The sequence below is a fragment of the Flavobacterium pectinovorum genome (assembly GCF_900142715.1).
Taxonomy (GTDB): domain Bacteria; phylum Bacteroidota; class Bacteroidia; order Flavobacteriales; family Flavobacteriaceae; genus Flavobacterium; species Flavobacterium pectinovorum.
In genome coordinates this window covers 1,009,112-1,025,940 of sequence record NZ_FRBX01000001.1, presented here as the reverse complement: position 1 = coordinate 1,025,940, position 16,829 = coordinate 1,009,112, and the positions used below count along the sequence as shown (strand labels likewise).

Annotated in this window: 16 protein-coding genes; 4 read left to right on the top strand and 12 right to left on the bottom strand. The window is 34.6% G+C overall.

The window, feature by feature from the left end; genetic code table 11:
- Positions 1 to 224 precede the first annotated feature (224 nt).
- The gene (locus tag BUE22_RS04305; RefSeq protein WP_073393863.1) at positions 225 to 1,103 is read right to left on the bottom strand and encodes an NmrA family NAD(P)-binding protein; all 879 of its coding nucleotides are present in this window, start codon (positions 1,101 to 1,103) and stop codon (positions 225 to 227) included.
- 81 nt (positions 1,104 to 1,184) lie between these two features.
- Here BUE22_RS04305 and BUE22_RS04300 point away from each other — a divergent pair, with 81 nt between their 5' ends.
- Positions 1,185 to 1,556 carry a winged helix-turn-helix transcriptional regulator gene (locus BUE22_RS04300; RefSeq protein WP_073393862.1) on the top strand — a complete coding sequence of 124 codons (372 nt, stop codon included), beginning with the start codon at positions 1,185 to 1,187 and terminating at the stop codon, positions 1,554 to 1,556.
- A gap of 101 nt (positions 1,557 to 1,657) precedes the next feature.
- Here the strand turns inward: BUE22_RS04300 and BUE22_RS04295 are convergent, their stop codons facing one another.
- From BUE22_RS04295 to BUE22_RS04260, 8 genes are all read right to left on the bottom strand, one after another.
- Positions 1,658 to 3,226 (bottom strand): sigma-54-dependent Fis family transcriptional regulator, encoded by a 1,569-nt coding sequence (locus BUE22_RS04295; protein ID WP_073393861.1) that lies wholly within the window; start codon positions 3,224 to 3,226, stop codon positions 1,658 to 1,660.
- Between the two features lie 55 nt (positions 3,227 to 3,281).
- Positions 3,282 to 3,632 (bottom strand): cupin domain-containing protein, encoded by a 351-nt coding sequence (locus BUE22_RS04290; protein WP_042564502.1) that lies wholly within the window; start codon positions 3,630 to 3,632, stop codon positions 3,282 to 3,284.
- Between the two features lie 25 nt (positions 3,633 to 3,657).
- A complete protein-coding gene (locus tag BUE22_RS04285) occupies positions 3,658 to 5,025 on the bottom strand; it encodes a sigma-54-dependent transcriptional regulator (RefSeq protein WP_073393860.1) in 1,368 nt (455 codons plus the stop codon).
- A gap of 3 nt (positions 5,026 to 5,028) precedes the next feature.
- Complete coding sequence (locus BUE22_RS04280; protein WP_073393859.1) at positions 5,029 to 5,970, bottom strand: sensor histidine kinase; 942 nt, start codon at positions 5,968 to 5,970, stop codon at positions 5,029 to 5,031.
- A gap of 107 nt (positions 5,971 to 6,077) precedes the next feature.
- Positions 6,078 to 6,761: a YoaK family protein gene (locus BUE22_RS04275; RefSeq protein WP_073393858.1), complete on the bottom strand. Its 684-nt coding sequence runs from the start codon at positions 6,759 to 6,761 to the stop codon at positions 6,078 to 6,080.
- A gap of 17 nt (positions 6,762 to 6,778) precedes the next feature.
- A complete protein-coding gene (locus BUE22_RS04270; protein WP_073393857.1) occupies positions 6,779 to 7,252 on the bottom strand; it encodes a Dps family protein in 474 nt (157 codons plus the stop codon).
- A 14-nt stretch (positions 7,253 to 7,266) separates the two neighbouring features.
- Entirely contained in the window at positions 7,267 to 7,692 is a 426-nt protein-coding gene (locus tag BUE22_RS04265; RefSeq protein WP_073394270.1) for a DoxX family protein, read from the bottom strand.
- Positions 7,693 to 7,705: 13 nt separating this feature from the next.
- Complete coding sequence (locus BUE22_RS04260; RefSeq protein WP_073393856.1) at positions 7,706 to 9,598, bottom strand: amidohydrolase; 1,893 nt, start codon at positions 9,596 to 9,598, stop codon at positions 7,706 to 7,708.
- Positions 9,599 to 10,071: 473 nt separating this feature from the next.
- On the opposite strand from BUE22_RS04260, the gene BUE22_RS04255 reads away from it, so the two are divergent.
- Positions 10,072 to 12,312 carry a tetratricopeptide repeat-containing sensor histidine kinase gene (locus BUE22_RS04255; protein ID WP_073393855.1) on the top strand — a complete coding sequence of 747 codons (2,241 nt, stop codon included), beginning with the start codon at positions 10,072 to 10,074 and terminating at the stop codon, positions 12,310 to 12,312.
- Positions 12,313 to 12,351: 39 nt separating this feature from the next.
- Positions 12,352 to 13,632, top strand: coding sequence for an acetyl-CoA C-acetyltransferase (locus BUE22_RS04250; RefSeq protein ID WP_073393854.1), 1,281 nt, complete (start codon positions 12,352 to 12,354; stop codon positions 13,630 to 13,632).
- A 225-nt stretch (positions 13,633 to 13,857) separates the two neighbouring features.
- Here the strand turns inward: BUE22_RS04250 and BUE22_RS04245 are convergent, their stop codons facing one another.
- Positions 13,858 to 14,469, bottom strand: coding sequence for an FMN-dependent NADH-azoreductase (locus tag BUE22_RS04245; RefSeq protein WP_073393853.1), 612 nt, complete (start codon positions 14,467 to 14,469; stop codon positions 13,858 to 13,860).
- Between the two features lie 109 nt (positions 14,470 to 14,578).
- Here BUE22_RS04245 and BUE22_RS04240 point away from each other — a divergent pair, with 109 nt between their 5' ends.
- Positions 14,579 to 14,947 carry a winged helix-turn-helix transcriptional regulator gene (locus BUE22_RS04240; RefSeq protein WP_073393852.1) on the top strand — a complete coding sequence of 123 codons (369 nt, stop codon included), beginning with the start codon at positions 14,579 to 14,581 and terminating at the stop codon, positions 14,945 to 14,947.
- A 452-nt stretch (positions 14,948 to 15,399) separates the two neighbouring features.
- On the opposite strand, the gene BUE22_RS04235 is transcribed toward BUE22_RS04240, so the two are convergent.
- Together BUE22_RS04235 and BUE22_RS04230 are read right to left on the bottom strand one after the other, a co-directional pair.
- Positions 15,400 to 15,807 carry a DUF1634 domain-containing protein gene (locus BUE22_RS04235; RefSeq protein ID WP_082036937.1) on the bottom strand — a complete coding sequence of 136 codons (408 nt, stop codon included), beginning with the start codon at positions 15,805 to 15,807 and terminating at the stop codon, positions 15,400 to 15,402.
- On the bottom strand, positions 15,794 to 16,630 hold the full coding sequence (locus tag BUE22_RS04230) for a sulfite exporter TauE/SafE family protein (RefSeq protein ID WP_073393851.1): 837 nt from the start codon (positions 16,628 to 16,630) through the stop codon (positions 15,794 to 15,796). The genes BUE22_RS04235 and BUE22_RS04230 overlap by 14 nt, the downstream gene beginning before the upstream one ends.
- Between the last annotated feature and the right edge of the window lie 199 nt (positions 16,631 to 16,829).

The following is a 16,829-nucleotide window of genomic DNA, read 5'->3' as shown; positions in this document are numbered from 1 at the left end:
TTCGAGCAAAATTAGGTTTATATATTCTGCTAGATATTCAAATTACTAATTCAATATATGTAATCCCTACGGGATATTTTATCTGTGTACATTTATTAATTTCTACCAATATTTAACTCCTAGCGGAGTAACTTCCGAAGTAATATCTCGGAGAGATTACATATTGGTAGAAAATCATTATTTTTCATATTGTTTTTTGTCCCGTAGGGACTACACTTTATGAATTAAAATTTTTCAGCAAATTCTTTTGCAAAATCTTCTAATTTAATTTTCCCATCAACAGAAAAATTATTGCTTAAAAAATGCGCTGCAATTTTTTCACTTCTTAAACCTGAACCCATTTCGGTGTACATACTTGCCATTTCTTCCGGCAATCCGGCTTGCGTCATTCCTTGTAGAGATTGTTCATCTGTAAATTCAATCCACGGTAAATCGGTTTTACCAATCGCGTTTCCTAAAACATTGGCAACATCATTTGGCGTACGCACATCGCTAATAATATAGCGGATATTTTTTCCGGATGTTTCTTTTTGTAATTCTTCTGCAACAGCAGCAGCAATATCTTTTGGATGCACAAATGGTATTTTAAGACTTGCAGGATAATTAGCTCCCACAATCCCTGCTCCTTTAATCATTGGTACATCGTTATACAAATTAGTAAAGAAGAATCCGGCACGTAAAAAAGTCACCGCTGTATTTTCTAATCCATTGTATATTTTTTCGATTTGGTGCAATCCGGCGATCGGACCGGTTCCTTTTTCTAAATCAGCACCAATACTACTTAGCATAACAACACGCTTTACTCCTGCTTTACTAATTGCTTCTGCAAAAGCTTTTCCTGCATTTACTGTATTCGAAATTATATTCGAACCTCCCAAATTTGGTGGCGTCATCGCAAAAAGGGAATCAGCTCCGGCGAAAGTGTCTGCCAAAAAATCAGCATCGCTAACAGAACCAATTGCTGCTTTTGCGCCTAAATTTTCTATATCCGATTTTCTGTCAGCACTACTGCTTACTACTGTAACATCATGCCCCGAAGCAATTAAATTTTGCGCTAATGGTTTTCCTATATTCCCTAAAGAACCTGTAATTATAATTTTCATCTTTAAATTGTTTTTTATTTATAGAAACAAAGGTATATTTGTACTTACTTTTATACAAGTACTTACCCTAAAGTATGCATCATGACAGCAATTAAAGAATCATCAACAATACAGGAAAACAAGCAATATGCCTTAGACACTTGTCCGGTAACTTATGTAATGGAAAAAATTGGCGGTTATTGGAAACCCATTATTATCCACCATTTATCGATTGGCACCATGCGTTACAGCGAATTAAAAAGAACAATTCCGGCTATAACCGAAAAAATGCTGATTCAGCATTTGAAACAGTTAGAAGCAGACGGTATTGTTATCAGAGAAGCAAAACCGGTCGTGCCTCCTTTTGTAACCTACAAACTGAGTAATTCCGGAAGAGGTCTATTGCCGGTTATCGAAGCAATGGCAGTTTGGGCGTTTAAAGAAAAAGATGGCGTTTTTAGTACCGAAAACTAACAAATAATAAACTGGCTTCTTAATAATGAACTGCCAGTTTTTTTATTATTGTTTACATTAAAACCTACCCATTTTAAAAATCGGTTTAGTACATCTTGCTTCTATTCAGAAAAATGTTCTTTTTTAATTCCGAGTTTTTTCATTTTTGAAACCAGAGTTGTCGAAGGAATTTCCAATTTTACAGCAGCTCCGTTTGGACCGGAAATTCTGCCATTGCAAATTTTTATAATTTTAAGAATGTATTCTTTTTCAATTTCTTTTAATGGTTTTACCTGAAACGCATTAAAATTGTTCAACGCCAGAATTTGTTCGCTCTCTGATAAAAAACTTACATCGTTTATCATTGCCCCTTCTGACAAAAGAATACTTCGTTCGATACAATTTTCCAGTTCTCTGATATTTCCGGGCCAGGAATGGTTCTGTATTGCTTTTAAAGCATTTGCAGATAATGTGATATTTTTTTTATTGGTATTTTGCGCATATTTATTCAGGAAATAAGAACACAAATCAACGATATCATCTTTTCGGTTTCGAAGTGGCGGAATCATTATTGGGAATATATTTAGTCTGTAAAATAAGTCTTTTCTAAATCGCCCTTCTGCCATTTCGACTTGCAAATCACGATTGGTTGCGGCAATAATGCGAACATTTATTTTTATGGCTTTTTTGCCTCCAATTCTTTCAATTTCCTTTTCCTGAAGTGCGCGCAGTAATTTTGTCTGCATTTCCAGAGGAAGATCTCCAATTTCATCCAGAAACAAAGTACCATTGTTGGCCAGTTCAAATTTTCCGATTCTTTTTTCTATCGCGCCGGTAAAACTGCCTTTTTCATGTCCAAATAATTCACTTTCGATAAGATTCACCGGAATTGCAGCACAATTTACCTTAATCATTGGCTGATTCCTTCTGGATGAATTATAATGAATTTCGCGGGCTACGACTTCCTTTCCTGTTCCGCTTTCGCCCAAAATCAAAACTCCGCTGTCTGAAGGCGCCACCTGACCAATCAGGGTTTTTATTTTTTTGATCTGGACGCTTTCTCCAATAATTTCAGTTGTTTTTTGATTCTGACTTTCATCAATAGATTGAAATAGCTTTTGAGAAGAGACATTTCCATTCTCTATTTTGTGTTTGATCAAAATATTAGAAACCGCCAAGGCTAAAGGCATCGACAAACCTTTAAGCAATCGAATTGCATTTCTGTCGAGATTTTGTGTTTTTTTAAAGAAAAGAAATAAAACCGAAGGATTGTTTTTATGGTATTGCAAAGGTATTGCTGCCATTTCGCGTATTCCCTGCAAATTTATATTCGCTATAAAAGAATCAGACTTTGTTTTTTTGTTTAAAAAAACATTATCGAATACAACAGGATCTGCAGATTGCATTGCAATATTAAAAAGATCATCCTGAGTATCGTACAACTTTCTCTCGGTTGCCCTAAAAATTTTCTGATCGTTGTGGTAAAACAAATAATATTGTTTTTCGCTGCTGTCTGTTGTTCCAATAGCAAAATAATCAAAAGATAATGCCTCTTTTAATTGTCCGTTTACAATTGGAGAAAGTTCATTGTAGGCAGAAACATTGACAAAACTGCTGCTTAAAGAAAGTAAAAGATGATGTTCTTTTTCGCGTTCCTGAATTGATTTTAATATTGCTTCTGTTTTGTCCATATTTATAATTTCAGAAAAGAAGTAAATTTAAGATCAATAATGATTTACTTAATCATCAAATCGTAATAAAAATAGATTTTCTGGGCTTGTTTTCTATATTTTTAGTTTTATGTCCTTTTCCGGTTGTGTCTTCTACCAGAAGAATCTCTCCGGTTTTAAAACTTCTTTTTTCTCCCAAAGAAGTTTCAATTTCTACACCGCCGTCCAACAAAATGATATATTGTTTTTGCGGGGCGTTATGAAAATTATAATCGTATGAAGCCAGAACTTCTCTGAAAATAATATTTTTGACTGGCTGTGATTCTGAGAGAAATCCAATTTCGCCTTTATCTATAAGCGGAATCATCACATCTTCAAAATGACTTTCTCCGGCGTCATCGCTGTATATCCGGGTTAATGAAAACATATTTTACCATTTAAAAATTAGTTTATTAAAAGTAACCTTGTTTTATGTTGAGTTTTTTCATTTTTGAATATAAAGTCGAAGGCGAAATCTTCAACATTTCTGCCGCTCCGCCCGGGCCAAATACTTTTCCGTTGGCTGCTTTTAAAACATTCAAAATGTGCTCTTTTTCCATATCTGCCATGGATAAGATTTCGTTATCATTTTCTTTTTTTATGGACGGAATATCATTTGAAATATCAAATGCTGTAATTTCATTTCCTGTTGCCAGTAAAACACTTCGTTCTATCAGATGTTCTAATTCTCTAATGTTTCCCGGCCAGTCGTATTGCTGCAGTTGTCGCAAGGCATGATCTGAAATTATTCTGATATTTCTTTTGGCTTTCTCTGCATATTTATGGAGAAAATAATAGGCTAAATCTTCTATATCTTCTTTTCGTTCTTTGAGAGTTGGCAATTCTAAAGGAAAAACATTCAAACGATAATATAAATCCAGCCTAAATCTACCTTCGGCAACTTCAGAGGGCAAACATCTGTTTGTGGCCGCAATAACCCTGACGTCCAATTTGATTGTTTTTTCGCCGCCAAGCCTTTCGATTTCTTTTTCCTGTAAAACCCTTAATAGTTTTACCTGCGAATCTAGCGGCAGCTCCCCTATTTCATCCAAAAAAATAGTTCCTCCGTTGGCTTGTTCAAATTTTCCAATTCTAACAGTATCTGCTCCGGTAAAAGCTCCTTTTTCATGACCAAATAATTCTGATTCTATCAAAGATTCCGGCAATGCAGCACAATTTACAACCACCAAAGGTTTTGCTTTTTTTGGCGATAAAGAATGAATTAAACGGGCAATTTTTTCTTTTCCTGTTCCGCTTTCTCCCAAAATCATTACAGAAGTTTCTGTTGGCGCCACAATCTCAATTTTTTGCATTAAATCGAGTAGTTTTTTGTTTTTGCCAATGATTTCTATCTTTTTATTTTCCTTTGATGAAGGTTTTCCAGAAATGTCATTGTTGAGATTTCCGTTTTCTACGCTGTATTTGTATCGTGCAATATCCAGCATAACAAACAAATCACGTTCTCTAAACGGTTTTACCAAAAAACCATAAGGCTGGGTTTCTTTTACGGCATTTAAAATAGAATGATTGGTATTGGCCGAGATGTATAAAAAAGGAATTTTTTTGGTTTCCAATTCCCAGGCAAGATCAATTCCCGTAAGGTCACCTTTTAAAATAATATCGAGTAAAACCCAATTTGGTTTTTGTGCGTCAATCAAAATTCGGGCTTCTTCAACAGATGCGGCAATTCCGCAAACTTCGTAACCTGATTTTACCAGAATCATTTTTAAGTCATTTGCAACAATAAATTCATCCTCAACAATTAAAATTTTCTCCTTCATTATTTATGATTTGATTCCATTTTTCTTAAAGTTTAATGTAATCGAAAGTCCGTTTTTACTTTCGACTTCAAAAGAACCATCAATTTGATTGCTTAATCCGTACATTAAATTCATTCCGAGCGAGTTTCTGTTTTTCAACTCAAAATCAGGAACACCTACTCCATTATCCGAAATAATAAGCTGATATAAATTATCCTGCTTTTCTTTTAGCAAAATTTTCACTTCGCCTTTGTGTGTTTCAGGATATGCATATTTCAGGGCGTTTATGATGGCTTCATTTAAAATTAGGCCTAAAGGCATTGCCTGCGCCACATCTAAATCGACATGATCTATATCTAACAAAAAAGCAATTTTATGATCTGCATCAAAAACAGTTTTTAAATAACTTACCAGTTCAGGAATGTACCAGTGCATGTCTATCGTAGATAAATTATCGTTTTGATATAGTTTTTGATGTATCAGTGACATCGCAAACATCCTGTTTTGACTGTCTTGTATGGCTAAAAGTGCATCTTTATTTTCAAGATAGGCCGACTGGGTGTTTAAAAGACTAATTACAACCTGCAAATTGTTCTTTACACGATGATGAAGCTCTTTTAGCAGCCATTCTTTATCCAAAAGTAGTTTTTTTAGGCTTATACTCTGTTCATTAATTTTTTCCTCTTTTAAAACTAAATCCTTATTTATTTCATTTTTAGAACTATAACATTTGTAGATGATAACAAAAATTAAAAAAAGTAATCCGAGTATTATTACAACATGGTATTTTGCAGTTTCCTGATAGAAATTACTTTTTTTAATGTCTTTATAATTTAAAATATCAAAAGCCAGTGAAATCTGTGTGAAATCAAAAAAGAAGAAAGCTTTATTGGGTTTTACAATTGTTTTTTGAGAGTGCTCAATTTCATGAATAAAAACCGGATCGTTTAAGGTATTGGTTTGCATAAAAAGGTTTTGATTCGTAATCCAGAACAGGATCACGAACCAAAAATGTATATGAAATTTTTTAAGGCAACTTTCTTTATACATAACCTGCAGCTCTGTTATTTAACTCATAACTTTGTTTCCACTTTGATATGATTGTTTTTTAAATAGCAAAAAATCATAAATATTCCCGGAACCAAAACAGGTATCAATCCCCATTTTTTTCCGGCAATAGCGCCTAAAAAACAGCCCAGTAAAAAACCTCCAATGGTAACAAATTGCTTTTTAAAACTTAACTGACTGTTGGCGTCCTTAAATTTTGATTTTAATAAAGTGCCAATATCAAGAGCTGCCTGTGTAACATTTCCGGTCATCATGGTAGTTGGGCCGTGGGTTTCTTTGCTGAAGATTTTACCAAAAGCATTTTGCAGTCCCATCGCAAAAACGATTAACATAGCTATGATATACATGGTCCATAAATTATCCATTTTTAGATAATGGAATAAAACTGCCAATAATCCGCTGAGTGTTAAAATGCAGCCTTCCCAAAACAATATTCTATATTTTAAGCTGGATTTTGAAGCAATATAACCTCCAATTATTACTGAAATAATAAATATTGGAAACGTTAATAATTTTATCCAGGCATAAATATCATTTCCGTTAATGACCTGATATGCAAAAACAATAAAGTTTCCCGTTACGTGGGCAGAAAATAAAGTGTCTGCCGCAACAAAAGTCAGCGTATCACAAAAACCGGCTATTGTGGTGAGCAGCAATGTGATGTACCAAATGCTTTTAGGCTGTTCCATACTATTTATTTTAATATTTATCTTAAATGAGAGCGTAACATCCACGCCATTTTTTCATGTGTTTCCATCAAACCTGTAATATAATCGCTTGTTCCTAAGTCCTGATATTCATTGGCATAAACAGTAATATTTTCACGTAAGTGTATAATAATACTTTCATGATCTATTAAAAGCTCTTTGATGAATCCTTTACTGTCGTTATTTTCTTTTGTTTGTTCGGTAAGATGTGTCAATTCCAGAAATTCTTTTAATGTAGCCGGTGCATAATGACCTAACATTCTGATTCTTTCTGCAACGCCATCGATTATTTCGTCAATCTGATTGTATTGTTCTTCAAAAAACAAATGTTTGTTATAGAAATCATCCCCTTCAACATTCCAATGTGCTTTTCTGGTTTTAGTGTATAAAATGAATTCATCGGCCAAAATCTGACATAATGAATGTGCGATTTTTGATAAATTTTCCTGCTTGATTCCGATTTGAGTTTGCATGATTTTAATTGGTTTTATAGTAAATTTAAAATATAATGATCTAAAGAATAAGTCCCTGAGCCCAATGCTAATAAAAACAACAAAGTGACGGTGTATATGTACGGAACATCTCTAACTTCAAGAGAATCTTTTCTGTGAACGACAAAATATCCAACAGCTGTAACGCCAATTGTTGGCAAAATAAACAATCTTGTCCCTAAACCAAGAATGATAAAAAAGGGCACAACAGTATCTGAAAACGTGGCAACTAAACCATTTAGTTTTTCCGGCAAATGCAACGGATTGGGTACATGCTCGCGTTCTCCGTTTTCGACCCTGAATTTTTTCATTCCGTGAACCCTGAACAATTCAACCGCAATTAAAATTCTAAAAACCAATAAAGCAATGTTGTTGATGTCGCTTCCGGCATCTGAATAAAGTAGTAATTTAATTATTTCCATTTTTTTTAATGTATTAAAAAGCAAAACATGAGCATCCTAATGCGCCCCAAAAAGCATTGTAATTATTGATCGGAACAGTACTCAGCCGTGCGGCATTATGATCGTGGGCATGAATATCACAACTTCCGGAACAGCAATGAATTTGTGCAGCATTATTTACAGTTGAACTTGATTTTTTCAATTTTAAATCAATGGCATTTTTGTTGTGCGATTCGGCGTGATAATAACCGTTGTAAATATTCGTTGGCGACCAGTCCGGAAGTATCGGAATTGATGGCGGTGAAAACGAAGAGAAATCTCCTTTTGCATACACAATTTTTCCGTCAACAACTGTAAGAACCGATTCTATATTTTTAATATCTTCATCGTCGACTGTAAAATAATCGCGGTCCAAAACCACAAGATCTGCAAGCATTCCGGTTTCAATATTTCCTTTTTTATTTTGTTCCTGCGAAAACCAGGCACTTCCCTGTGTATAAAGCTGTAACGCAATTTCGCGGCTTAAACGGCTTTCATTGTACAATTGCAAACCACCAACGGTTTTACCAACTGTAAGCCAATACATTGAAACCCACGGATTGTAACTGCTTACTCTTGTTGCATCTGAACCTCCGCCAACCGGAATTTCCATTTCGAGCATTTTCTTGATTGGCGGTGTGTTTGCGGCGGCTTTTGCACCGTAACGATCTGTAAAATATTCACCCTGATACGCCATTCTGCTTTGAATTGCGATTCCGCCGCCCAAAGCTTTTACTCTTTCGATATTGCGTTCATCGATCGTTTCGGCATGATCAAATATCCATGGTAAATTATTGAATGGGATTTCTTTGTTTACTTTTTCGAAAACATTCAAAAAACGGGTCATACTTTCATTATAAGTTGCATGAAGTCTGAAAGGCCAGCGATTTGCGACCAATAACCGAATTACTTTTTCTAATTCTGCTTCCATATTTTCCGGAAGATCGGGTCTTGGCTGCAGAAAATCTTCAAAATCTGCTGCCGAAAAAACCAGCATTTCCCCAGCTCCATTATGGCGGTACATATCATCGCCCTGATATAATTTTACTTCCTGAATCCATTCATCAAAATCTTCAAACTCTTGTTTTGGGCGTTGCGTAAATAAATTATAGGCAATACGAACGGTTAGTTCTTTCTTTTCATTTAATTCATTTACGACTTTATAATCGTCCGGAAAATTCTGGAATCCGCCGCCGGCATCAATAACACTTGTGATTCCGAAACGGTTTAATTCTTTCATAAAATGTCGGGTCGAATTAAGCTGATGTTCATATGAAAGTTTTGGGCCTTTTGCCAGAGTCGAATACAAAATCATGGCATTTGGCGAAGCAATTATCAAACCTGTTGGTTCTCCGTTTGCATCTTTTTGGATCACTCCTCCAGCAGGCGCCGGAGTATCTTTGGTAAAACCAATTACTTTTAATGCCGCGCGATTCATAAAGGCACGATCGTATAAATGCAATATAAAAACGGGTGTTTCGGGAGCAATTGCATTAATTTCCTCAAGGGTTGGCATGCGTCTTTCGGCAAACTGAAATTCAGACCAGCCTCCTACTACACGCACCCATTGCGGCGATGGTGTTCTGTCAACCTGTTCTTTCAACATTCGCATTGCATCTGCTAACGACGGAACTCCATCCCAACGCAATTCAAGGTTATAATTTAATCCGCCGCGAATCAAATGAATATGGGAATCATTTAGTCCGGGAACGACTCTTTTTTGATGCAAATCTATCAATTTTGTGGCTGCATCACTATATTCTAAAATTTCGCTATCGCTGCCAACTGCAATAAATTTCCCGTCTTTAATGGCGACCGCTGTTGCGTTTTTATAATTGGTATTGAAGGAATGTATTTTTCCGTTGAATAAAATTGTATCTGCTTTCATATTCAAATCCTTTGTTGATTTTTATTTCCGTAAACACCCTATTCAATAAAGATACCTAAAGTTTTAAACAGTTATAATACAAGCTCTTTACCATTTTTTATCTAATTAAATTTTACGATATATCGCTAATTTATGATGCGTTTATTATATTCAGTAATTGTTACTTAATATTGTGCTTGTTTTTCTTTACTGTTATATACATTTTCAATTATAATAAATCAATCTTTAAAGCTTTTATTAATTCAAAATTTGATTGGCTTTTTTACTAATCGTGCACTTTTTTAGTTTTGAAATATTTAAAAGATAATTATGGTCAAATTCTTGTTTTGCAAAAGGATATTAATCAAAAAATGACATAGCTTTGCTATCCTGTAGTAAGATTTATATCTTCTGAAAAAGCAAATTTATTAGCCTCAGAAACTATTTATGCAGTAGTAAATTAAAACTAATTACAGCATTCAACTTTACCCTTTATGTATCATTTACTTAAAAACTGTTTTTTAATTTTTCTTTTTCAATTGAATTTTACTGCCTTGTCGCAACCCTTATTAAAACAAGAAAATGATAAAATAAAAGCTGAATTAAAAACAAAACTAAATGATACCACACGTGTTTTAAAATTACAAAAACTGAGTTTATACTATGTTACAAAAGTTGGTGAAGAAAGAGTCGATATGGACAGCAGTTATGTTTTTGCCAAACAAGCTGAATTAATCAGTGACAAAATCAGGTTTTATAAGGGAAAATGGATGAGTCATATTTTATACTCACAAATATATCGCGAAGGCGGAAATCCTTTTAAAGGCAAAAGAGAGCTTAAGAAGGTTTTTGAAATTGCACGAAAAAACAATATTTTCTGGCTCGAAGGCGAAGCTTACCGGGAATTGACCAATTATTATAGTCTTGACAGCGAGATTGGCGAACGAATAAAAGTAGTTGAAAAGGCTTATCAGGCTTTTAAAAAAGGGGGATCTAAAAAACAAATTGCCGATATTTTACTTTATTATGGCGGTCATTATTTTTTTATGGGAGATTTTAAAGCCGCTCTTCAAAAATTTAATGAAGCCAAAGCTATGTATGAAAGTATTGGCAGCAACAATAATCAGACTTTATACAGTCAATTGGCCGAAACGTATTCGAAACTGGGTTTGTATACCGAAGCTGTAAAATTTGGACTGCTCTCTATAGAAATTGGGGAACAAAATAAGGATGTCTATTATATGACAGAAGATTATACCAATCTGGCGCTTACGTATTATAAAATGGAGAATTATGAACTGGCGTTAAAATACCACCAAAAATCTTTTGATGGCAGTTTAAAATTATATTCTGAATTTTTACCTTTTTACAATGCCAGTTACATTATTAAAGATTTACTGAAACTTGGAAGGAAAAAAGAAGCCAAACACTTTTTAGATACAAAGGTTAAAGATTTGAAGGTAAAGGATGCGAGGGATTTAATCTGGCTTCAAATATGTTATATCGCTGTTTATGATGATTTGGGCTGGTATAAACTGGCCGATAAATATTGTAATAAACTAATAGAACTTCAAAAAGAGAATAAAACGCTTTTGCCCGTAATTTCGAATCTTGAAATTAATGACAACATTGTAAATCACTTATTTAAAACTAAAAATTATCAACTGGCGACAGAATATCTGGATCGCAATAAAAAATTGGGTGCTTCTATCAAAGACATTAATATGATAATTAACAGTCATAGGATGGTTTTCAAATTAGATTCGGCTTCCGGGGATTACATTTCGGCAATAGCCAATCTTAAAAAATATCAAAAAGCAAAAGACAGTATTTTTAATGATGTAAAGTTTTATCAGATTTCAGATCTGCAGATAAAATACGAAACAGCAAAAAAGGATAAAAACATTCAATTATTAACGAATGAAAGTGAACTTCAAAAAGTTAAAATAAAAAATGATAAAGTAGTAAAACTTATTGCGGGTTTAGTTTTAATTTTAGTACTTATTATTACGGCATTGATTTTTAGAAGTTATAAAAACAAAAAAGAAAGTAATAAACAGCTCCAGATCAGTAAAAGCAGAATTGAAAAGAAAAATAAAATCCTTCAGAATGTTGTAAAGGAGAAAGAATGGCTTTTGAAAGAAGTACATCATCGTGTAAAAAATAATTTGCAGGTTGTTATGAGTTTATTAAACACACAATCTGTTTATTTAAAAGAAGAATCGGCTGTAAATGCGATAAAAGACAGCCAGAACAGAATCAATTCGATGTCGCTGATTCACCAGCGATTGTATCAGTCAGAAGGGCTTTCGTGCATTAAAATGCCGGAATATATAAAGGAACTTATCAGCTATTTAAAAGACAGTTACAATACAAATCACAGTTTTGTAGTTGATGTTGAATATATTGAAATGCATGTTGCGCAGGCGATTCCGATTGGTTTAATTTTAAATGAAGCCATTACAAATGCCATAAAATATGCTTTTACAGACGAGAAAAAAGGAAAAATTACCATCTCGCTAAAACATTTTCAGGGTGATTCGTTTTTACTTGAAATTGCCGATAATGGCGTTGGGATTGAAGGAGAAATTGATATTGAAAAATACGATTCGTTTGGTATGAAACTAATGGAAGGCCTTAGTAAAGATTTAAACGGAAAGTTCAGTATTACAAGTTCAAACGGATTAAAAGTGTCTGTGATTTTTGTTTACGATTATGCTTTTACGGTCAAATAAAATTAAAATATCCAATATAAATTTAACTAAATCATTACTATGGAAAATCAGGGTAAAATTAGAAAAGTAGCCATTGTAGGTTATAACCGAATTCCTTTTGCGAGGGCAAATACTTTTTATTCAGACGTTAGTAATTTACAAATGATGACGGCAACGCTTGATGGTCTTGTGGCAAAATACAACCTGAAAGGCGAATTACTTGGAGAGGTTGTTGGCGGTGCTGTAATTAAACACACAATGGATAATAATTTGATTAGAGAGTGTGTTATGAAAACTGCTCTTGATCCTGCTACTCCTGCCTGCGATTTACAACAAGCCTGTGATACCGGTATTGAAAGTGCCATTTATATTGCCAACAAAATTGCTTTGGGTCAAATTGATTCGGGAATTGCGTGCGGTGTCGATTCTATTAGTGATATGCCCATTGCGGTGAGCGAAAAGCTGAGAAAGATATTGCTGGATGCCAGAAAAGCAAAATCGCTGGGAGAAAAAATAAAGATATTTTTAAAATTGAGGCCAAAAGATTTAACTCCGCTAGTTCCCAGAAATGAAGAAGCTCAAACTGGGCTTTCGATGGGCGGACATACTGAAATTACGGCTAAATATTATCAGATTCCGAGAGAAGATCAGGATAAACTGGCGCTTCAAAGTCATTTGAATATGGCAAAAGCATACGACGAAGGTTTTTTTGACGATATGATTACGCCTTTTAACGGACTTGAAAGAGATAATAATCTTAGAAAAGACAGTACGCTTGAAAAACTGGCAAAACTTTCTCCGGCTTTTGATAAAGTAAACGGAACGCTTACGGCAGGAAACTCTACTCCGCTTACTGATGGCGCTTCGAGTATTCTTTTGGCTAGCGAAGAATGGGCAAAAGAACATAATTTGCCAATTCTTGCTTACATCACGCATGCCGAAGTTGCCGCAATTGAATATGTAAAAAACCAGCAGAATTTATTGCTTGCGCCGGTATTTGCCGCGACAAGAATGCTTGAAAAAGCAAACTTAACATTGCAGGATTTTGATTTTTATGAAATTCACGAAGCATTTGCAGCTCAGGTTTTGGCTACTTTAAAAATTTGGGAAAGCCCGGAACTTACCACAGCATTGGGATTAAAGAAAAATCTTGGCGCGATCGACAGAAGTAAATTAAATGTAAAAGGAAGCAGTCTGGCAGCCGCGCATCCGTTTGCAGCTACAGGTGGGAGAATTATTGGCGTTATGGCAAAATTGCTAAACGAAAAAGGTTCCGGAAAAGGTTTTATTTCTATTTGCGCCGCAGGTGGTCAGGGAATTACTATGATTATTGAGAAATAATTATTAATTGTTAATGGTAAATTATTAATGATGAATTTTGAATTCGATCCTGCAAGGTTTTCAAAACCTTGTAGGTATTTCTAAGTCTTATTAAAGGTAATTATTAACTGCTATAATTTCTAAAACTTAAAAATTCATTTCTAATTGCTTTAAAAATATACCTACAAGGTTTTGAAAACCTTGCAGGAATATAATTAGCCATTAACAATTTATAATTAACAATTATTAAAACGCATATTCTTCAACGCTTGCTAAGGCTTTTGGTAAAGCACCTTCTGCAAAATCAGGAATTGCTGTTCCTTCTACACGGAAAACAGTAATATCTGTCATTCCCAAAAAGCCAAGTACGGCACGTAAATAAGGTTCTGAGAAATCGTAAGCTTTGTATGGACCATCAGAAAATATAGCTCCTGAAGCAATTGACAAATACACTTTTTTATTCGTTACCAATCCTTTTGGCGAGCCATCTGCATAACTGAATGTCGCCCCTGCCCTTGCAACCTGATCAATCCATCCTTTTAAAACTGCGGGAATTCCGAAATTGTACATTGGTACACCAATTACAATAACATCGGCTTCTAATAAATCTCTTATCGCTTCGTTTGAATATTTAATCGTTTCTTGCTGTTCTGCTGTATGTGCATCTGCCGGCGTGTAAAATGCCGCCAAATCCAATCCGCTTAAATATGGTGAAGGCACTTTAGAAAGATCAGATGTTTTCACCTGACTTTCCGGATATTCTGCTGCCAATTTTTCCAGAATGGCATTTGATAATTTAATGCTAAACGAAGCATCTCCTTTTAGACTTGAAGTTATATTCAGAATTTTTTTGCTCATGATTATATATTAATTTGTTTTATGATACAAACTTATATACATTTACTATCCCTTTTATAGTACTATCCTCAAGGATAGCGCTATCCTTGAGGATAGTAACACAATTGGTATGATAAAAAACGACGAAATAAAAGAATTTGCCCATAGACCACAAGAATGCATGGCCGCATTATTGCCGGTAAGGGATGCTTTAGAAGTTTTAAACGGAAGATGGAAACTGCCGATTTTAATCACTTTATCTGACAGACCAAAACGATTTAAGGAGATTTCGAAAGACATTAACGGAATTACGGATAAAATGCTTTCGAAAGAACTTAAAGATCTGGAAATAAATAAATTGGTAACGAGAACGGTTTATGACACGTTTCCGCCAACGGTTGAATACGCGCGAACGGAACACAGCCAATCGCTTACCAATGTAATTATGGCATTGAAAGATTGGGGCACATTACATCGCAAGGAAATTATTGGGAAATAATTAAAAATTGAGAATTAAAAATCTTTCTCATAACTATCTCAAAAAAAAGCGTTTCACTTCATATTTTTTCACGCAGATTTTAAAAAGATTTTAGCAGATGCACGCAGATTATTATCGAAATCTAAATCTGCTCAAATCTGCCGAATCTGCGTGAAATAAAATCTAAAATCTTTGTTGTTTTAAACTCTCACACTCGTAACTCTACTAGGATTGGATTCACGGGATGACAATATTGGGGTTACTTTGCGTTCAAGGGATTAAAATCCCTGGCTACAAAATAAATCATTCCTCCGGAATTTTATAAAGAGTTCCGGAGGAACGGATCATATTGTAGGGATGGATTTTAATCCATCTTGTAATTAGAATGGCCAATCATTGCGGAGTTTCTTGCGGAGATTCCTCGTTCCTCGGAATGACAAATACGTGTGAAATCAAAAATCTAAAATCTTTCCTTAATGCGAAAATCCGAATGAAATACTAAGGATAATTATTCCGATGACAATCGCAGTAATAGTAACATACAGATAATCTTTCTCTAAAAGAAAAGAAAACAGCGAAAGCAAAACACGAAATACGGGCGTAAGAAATAATAATATTACTCCGAAAAAGATAATCGATTCTCCACTTCCGTGAATTACGCCGTTGTAAACATTGGCAAATACTTCAAAAATATTTCTGTCGTTTTCTTTAAATACCGAATAATCTTCGATGTCGCTGCCGTGGTGCATCAAATAAACAATTCCGCCAATAAAAGCTACTGATAATGAAATCCATACACCGTAGCGCAATAAATTACCTATAATGGTTTGAAAATCTTTTTCTCCAAATTTTTCCTGTGTCATAGTTTTAGATTTTTCCATTAAGTCCGTTATAAATCATGTTTACTGCCAATACAAAAATCAGGCAGGCAAAAAAGATACGCAGTTTTTTAGGGTTTGTTCTCACCAATATTTTTGCTCCGGCCATAGCGCCAAATAATACCCCAATTACAACCGGCATACATATTCCGGGTTCGATATATCCTTTTTGAATATAGATTACAGAACTCGCCATTGCAGTAACGCCCATCATAAAATTGCTGGTTGTGGTAGAAACCTTAAACGGAATTCGCATAATATTGTCCATCGCAATAACTTTAAAAGCTCCTGAACCTATACCCAGTAAACCAGACATCATTCCGGCAAGTCCCATCATGCTGAAACCGCCAATTACATTTTTGGTTCCGTAATGTACAACTTGTCCGTCGTGCGTAGGATATGTTCCCTGCAGATGAAGTTTTTTTGCTAAAGGACTTGATTCTAAAACAATATGTTCTTCTTTTTTTCTTAAGGAATTAATAGCCGAGAAAATTAAAGTCAACCCAAATAAAACGGCTATAAATGAAGTTGGTGCAATAGCAGAAAGTAATGCGCCGCCAACTGCGCCAATTGTAGTGGCGATTTCGAGAAAAATTCCCAAACGCATATTCGTTATTCCTTCTTTTACATATGCCGCTGCAGATCCTGAAGAAGTTGCAATGACCGAAACTAAAGCCGCCCCAATGGCGTAATGAATATCGACGCCCAGCACAACAGTTAAAAGTGGTATGATAATTATTCCGCCGCCAAGTCCTGATAATGAACCAATAAAACCGGCTAAAAAAGCACCCAGAATCATAATCAGGGTAAATGTAAGTACTGTCATGTGGATATTATTTGGCTACTAATTTACGAATACATATTGGCTATTACAGTATTATACTTTTGATTATTATAATAAAATGCTCACATTTATTTTAAACTGCTTGTTTCTCAATTAAATAAGCACAACTTAAAAATGCCTTAAAAATTTAAAAAAATGCAAAAAATAGCCATTTGATTACGAAAAAAATGATTTGACAATA

Excerpts from the sequence above, each read along its gene's own strand:
- BUE22_RS04250 (WP_073393854.1), top strand. The coding sequence starts at position 12,352 with ATGGAAAATCAGGGTAAAATTAGAAAAGTAGCCATTGTAGGTTATAAC.
- BUE22_RS04305 (WP_073393863.1), bottom strand. The coding sequence starts at position 1,103 with ATGAAAATTATAATTACAGGTTCTTTAGGGAATATAGGAAAACCATTA.
- BUE22_RS04290 (WP_042564502.1), bottom strand. The coding sequence starts at position 3,632 with ATGTTTTCATTAACCCGGATATACAGCGATGACGCCGGAGAAAGTCAT.
- BUE22_RS04285 (WP_073393860.1), bottom strand. The coding sequence starts at position 5,025 with ATGAAGGAGAAAATTTTAATTGTTGAGGATGAATTTATTGTTGCAAAT.
- BUE22_RS04245 (WP_073393853.1), bottom strand. The coding sequence starts at position 14,469 with ATGAGCAAAAAAATTCTGAATATAACTTCAAGTCTAAAAGGAGATGCT.
- BUE22_RS04270 (WP_073393857.1), bottom strand. The coding sequence starts at position 7,252 with ATGCAAACTCAAATCGGAATCAAGCAGGAAAATTTATCAAAAATCGCA.
- BUE22_RS04230 (WP_073393851.1), bottom strand. The coding sequence starts at position 16,630 with ATGACAGTACTTACATTTACCCTGATTATGATTCTGGGTGCTTTTTTA.
- BUE22_RS04280 (WP_073393859.1), bottom strand. The coding sequence starts at position 5,970 with ATGCAAACCAATACCTTAAACGATCCGGTTTTTATTCATGAAATTGAG.
- BUE22_RS04260 (WP_073393856.1), bottom strand. The coding sequence starts at position 9,598 with ATGAAAGCAGATACAATTTTATTCAACGGAAAAATACATTCCTTCAAT.
- BUE22_RS04300 (WP_073393862.1), top strand. The coding sequence starts at position 1,185 with ATGACAGCAATTAAAGAATCATCAACAATACAGGAAAACAAGCAATAT.
- BUE22_RS04265 (WP_073394270.1), bottom strand. The coding sequence starts at position 7,692 with ATGGAAATAATTAAATTACTACTTTATTCAGATGCCGGAAGCGACATC.
- BUE22_RS04255 (WP_073393855.1), top strand. The coding sequence starts at position 10,072 with ATGTATCATTTACTTAAAAACTGTTTTTTAATTTTTCTTTTTCAATTG.
- BUE22_RS04295 (WP_073393861.1), bottom strand. The coding sequence starts at position 3,226 with ATGGACAAAACAGAAGCAATATTAAAATCAATTCAGGAACGCGAAAAA.
- BUE22_RS04275 (WP_073393858.1), bottom strand. The coding sequence starts at position 6,761 with ATGGAACAGCCTAAAAGCATTTGGTACATCACATTGCTGCTCACCACA.
- BUE22_RS04235 (WP_082036937.1), bottom strand. The coding sequence starts at position 15,807 with ATGGAAAAATCTAAAACTATGACACAGGAAAAATTTGGAGAAAAAGAT.
- BUE22_RS04240 (WP_073393852.1), top strand. The coding sequence starts at position 14,579 with ATGATAAAAAACGACGAAATAAAAGAATTTGCCCATAGACCACAAGAA.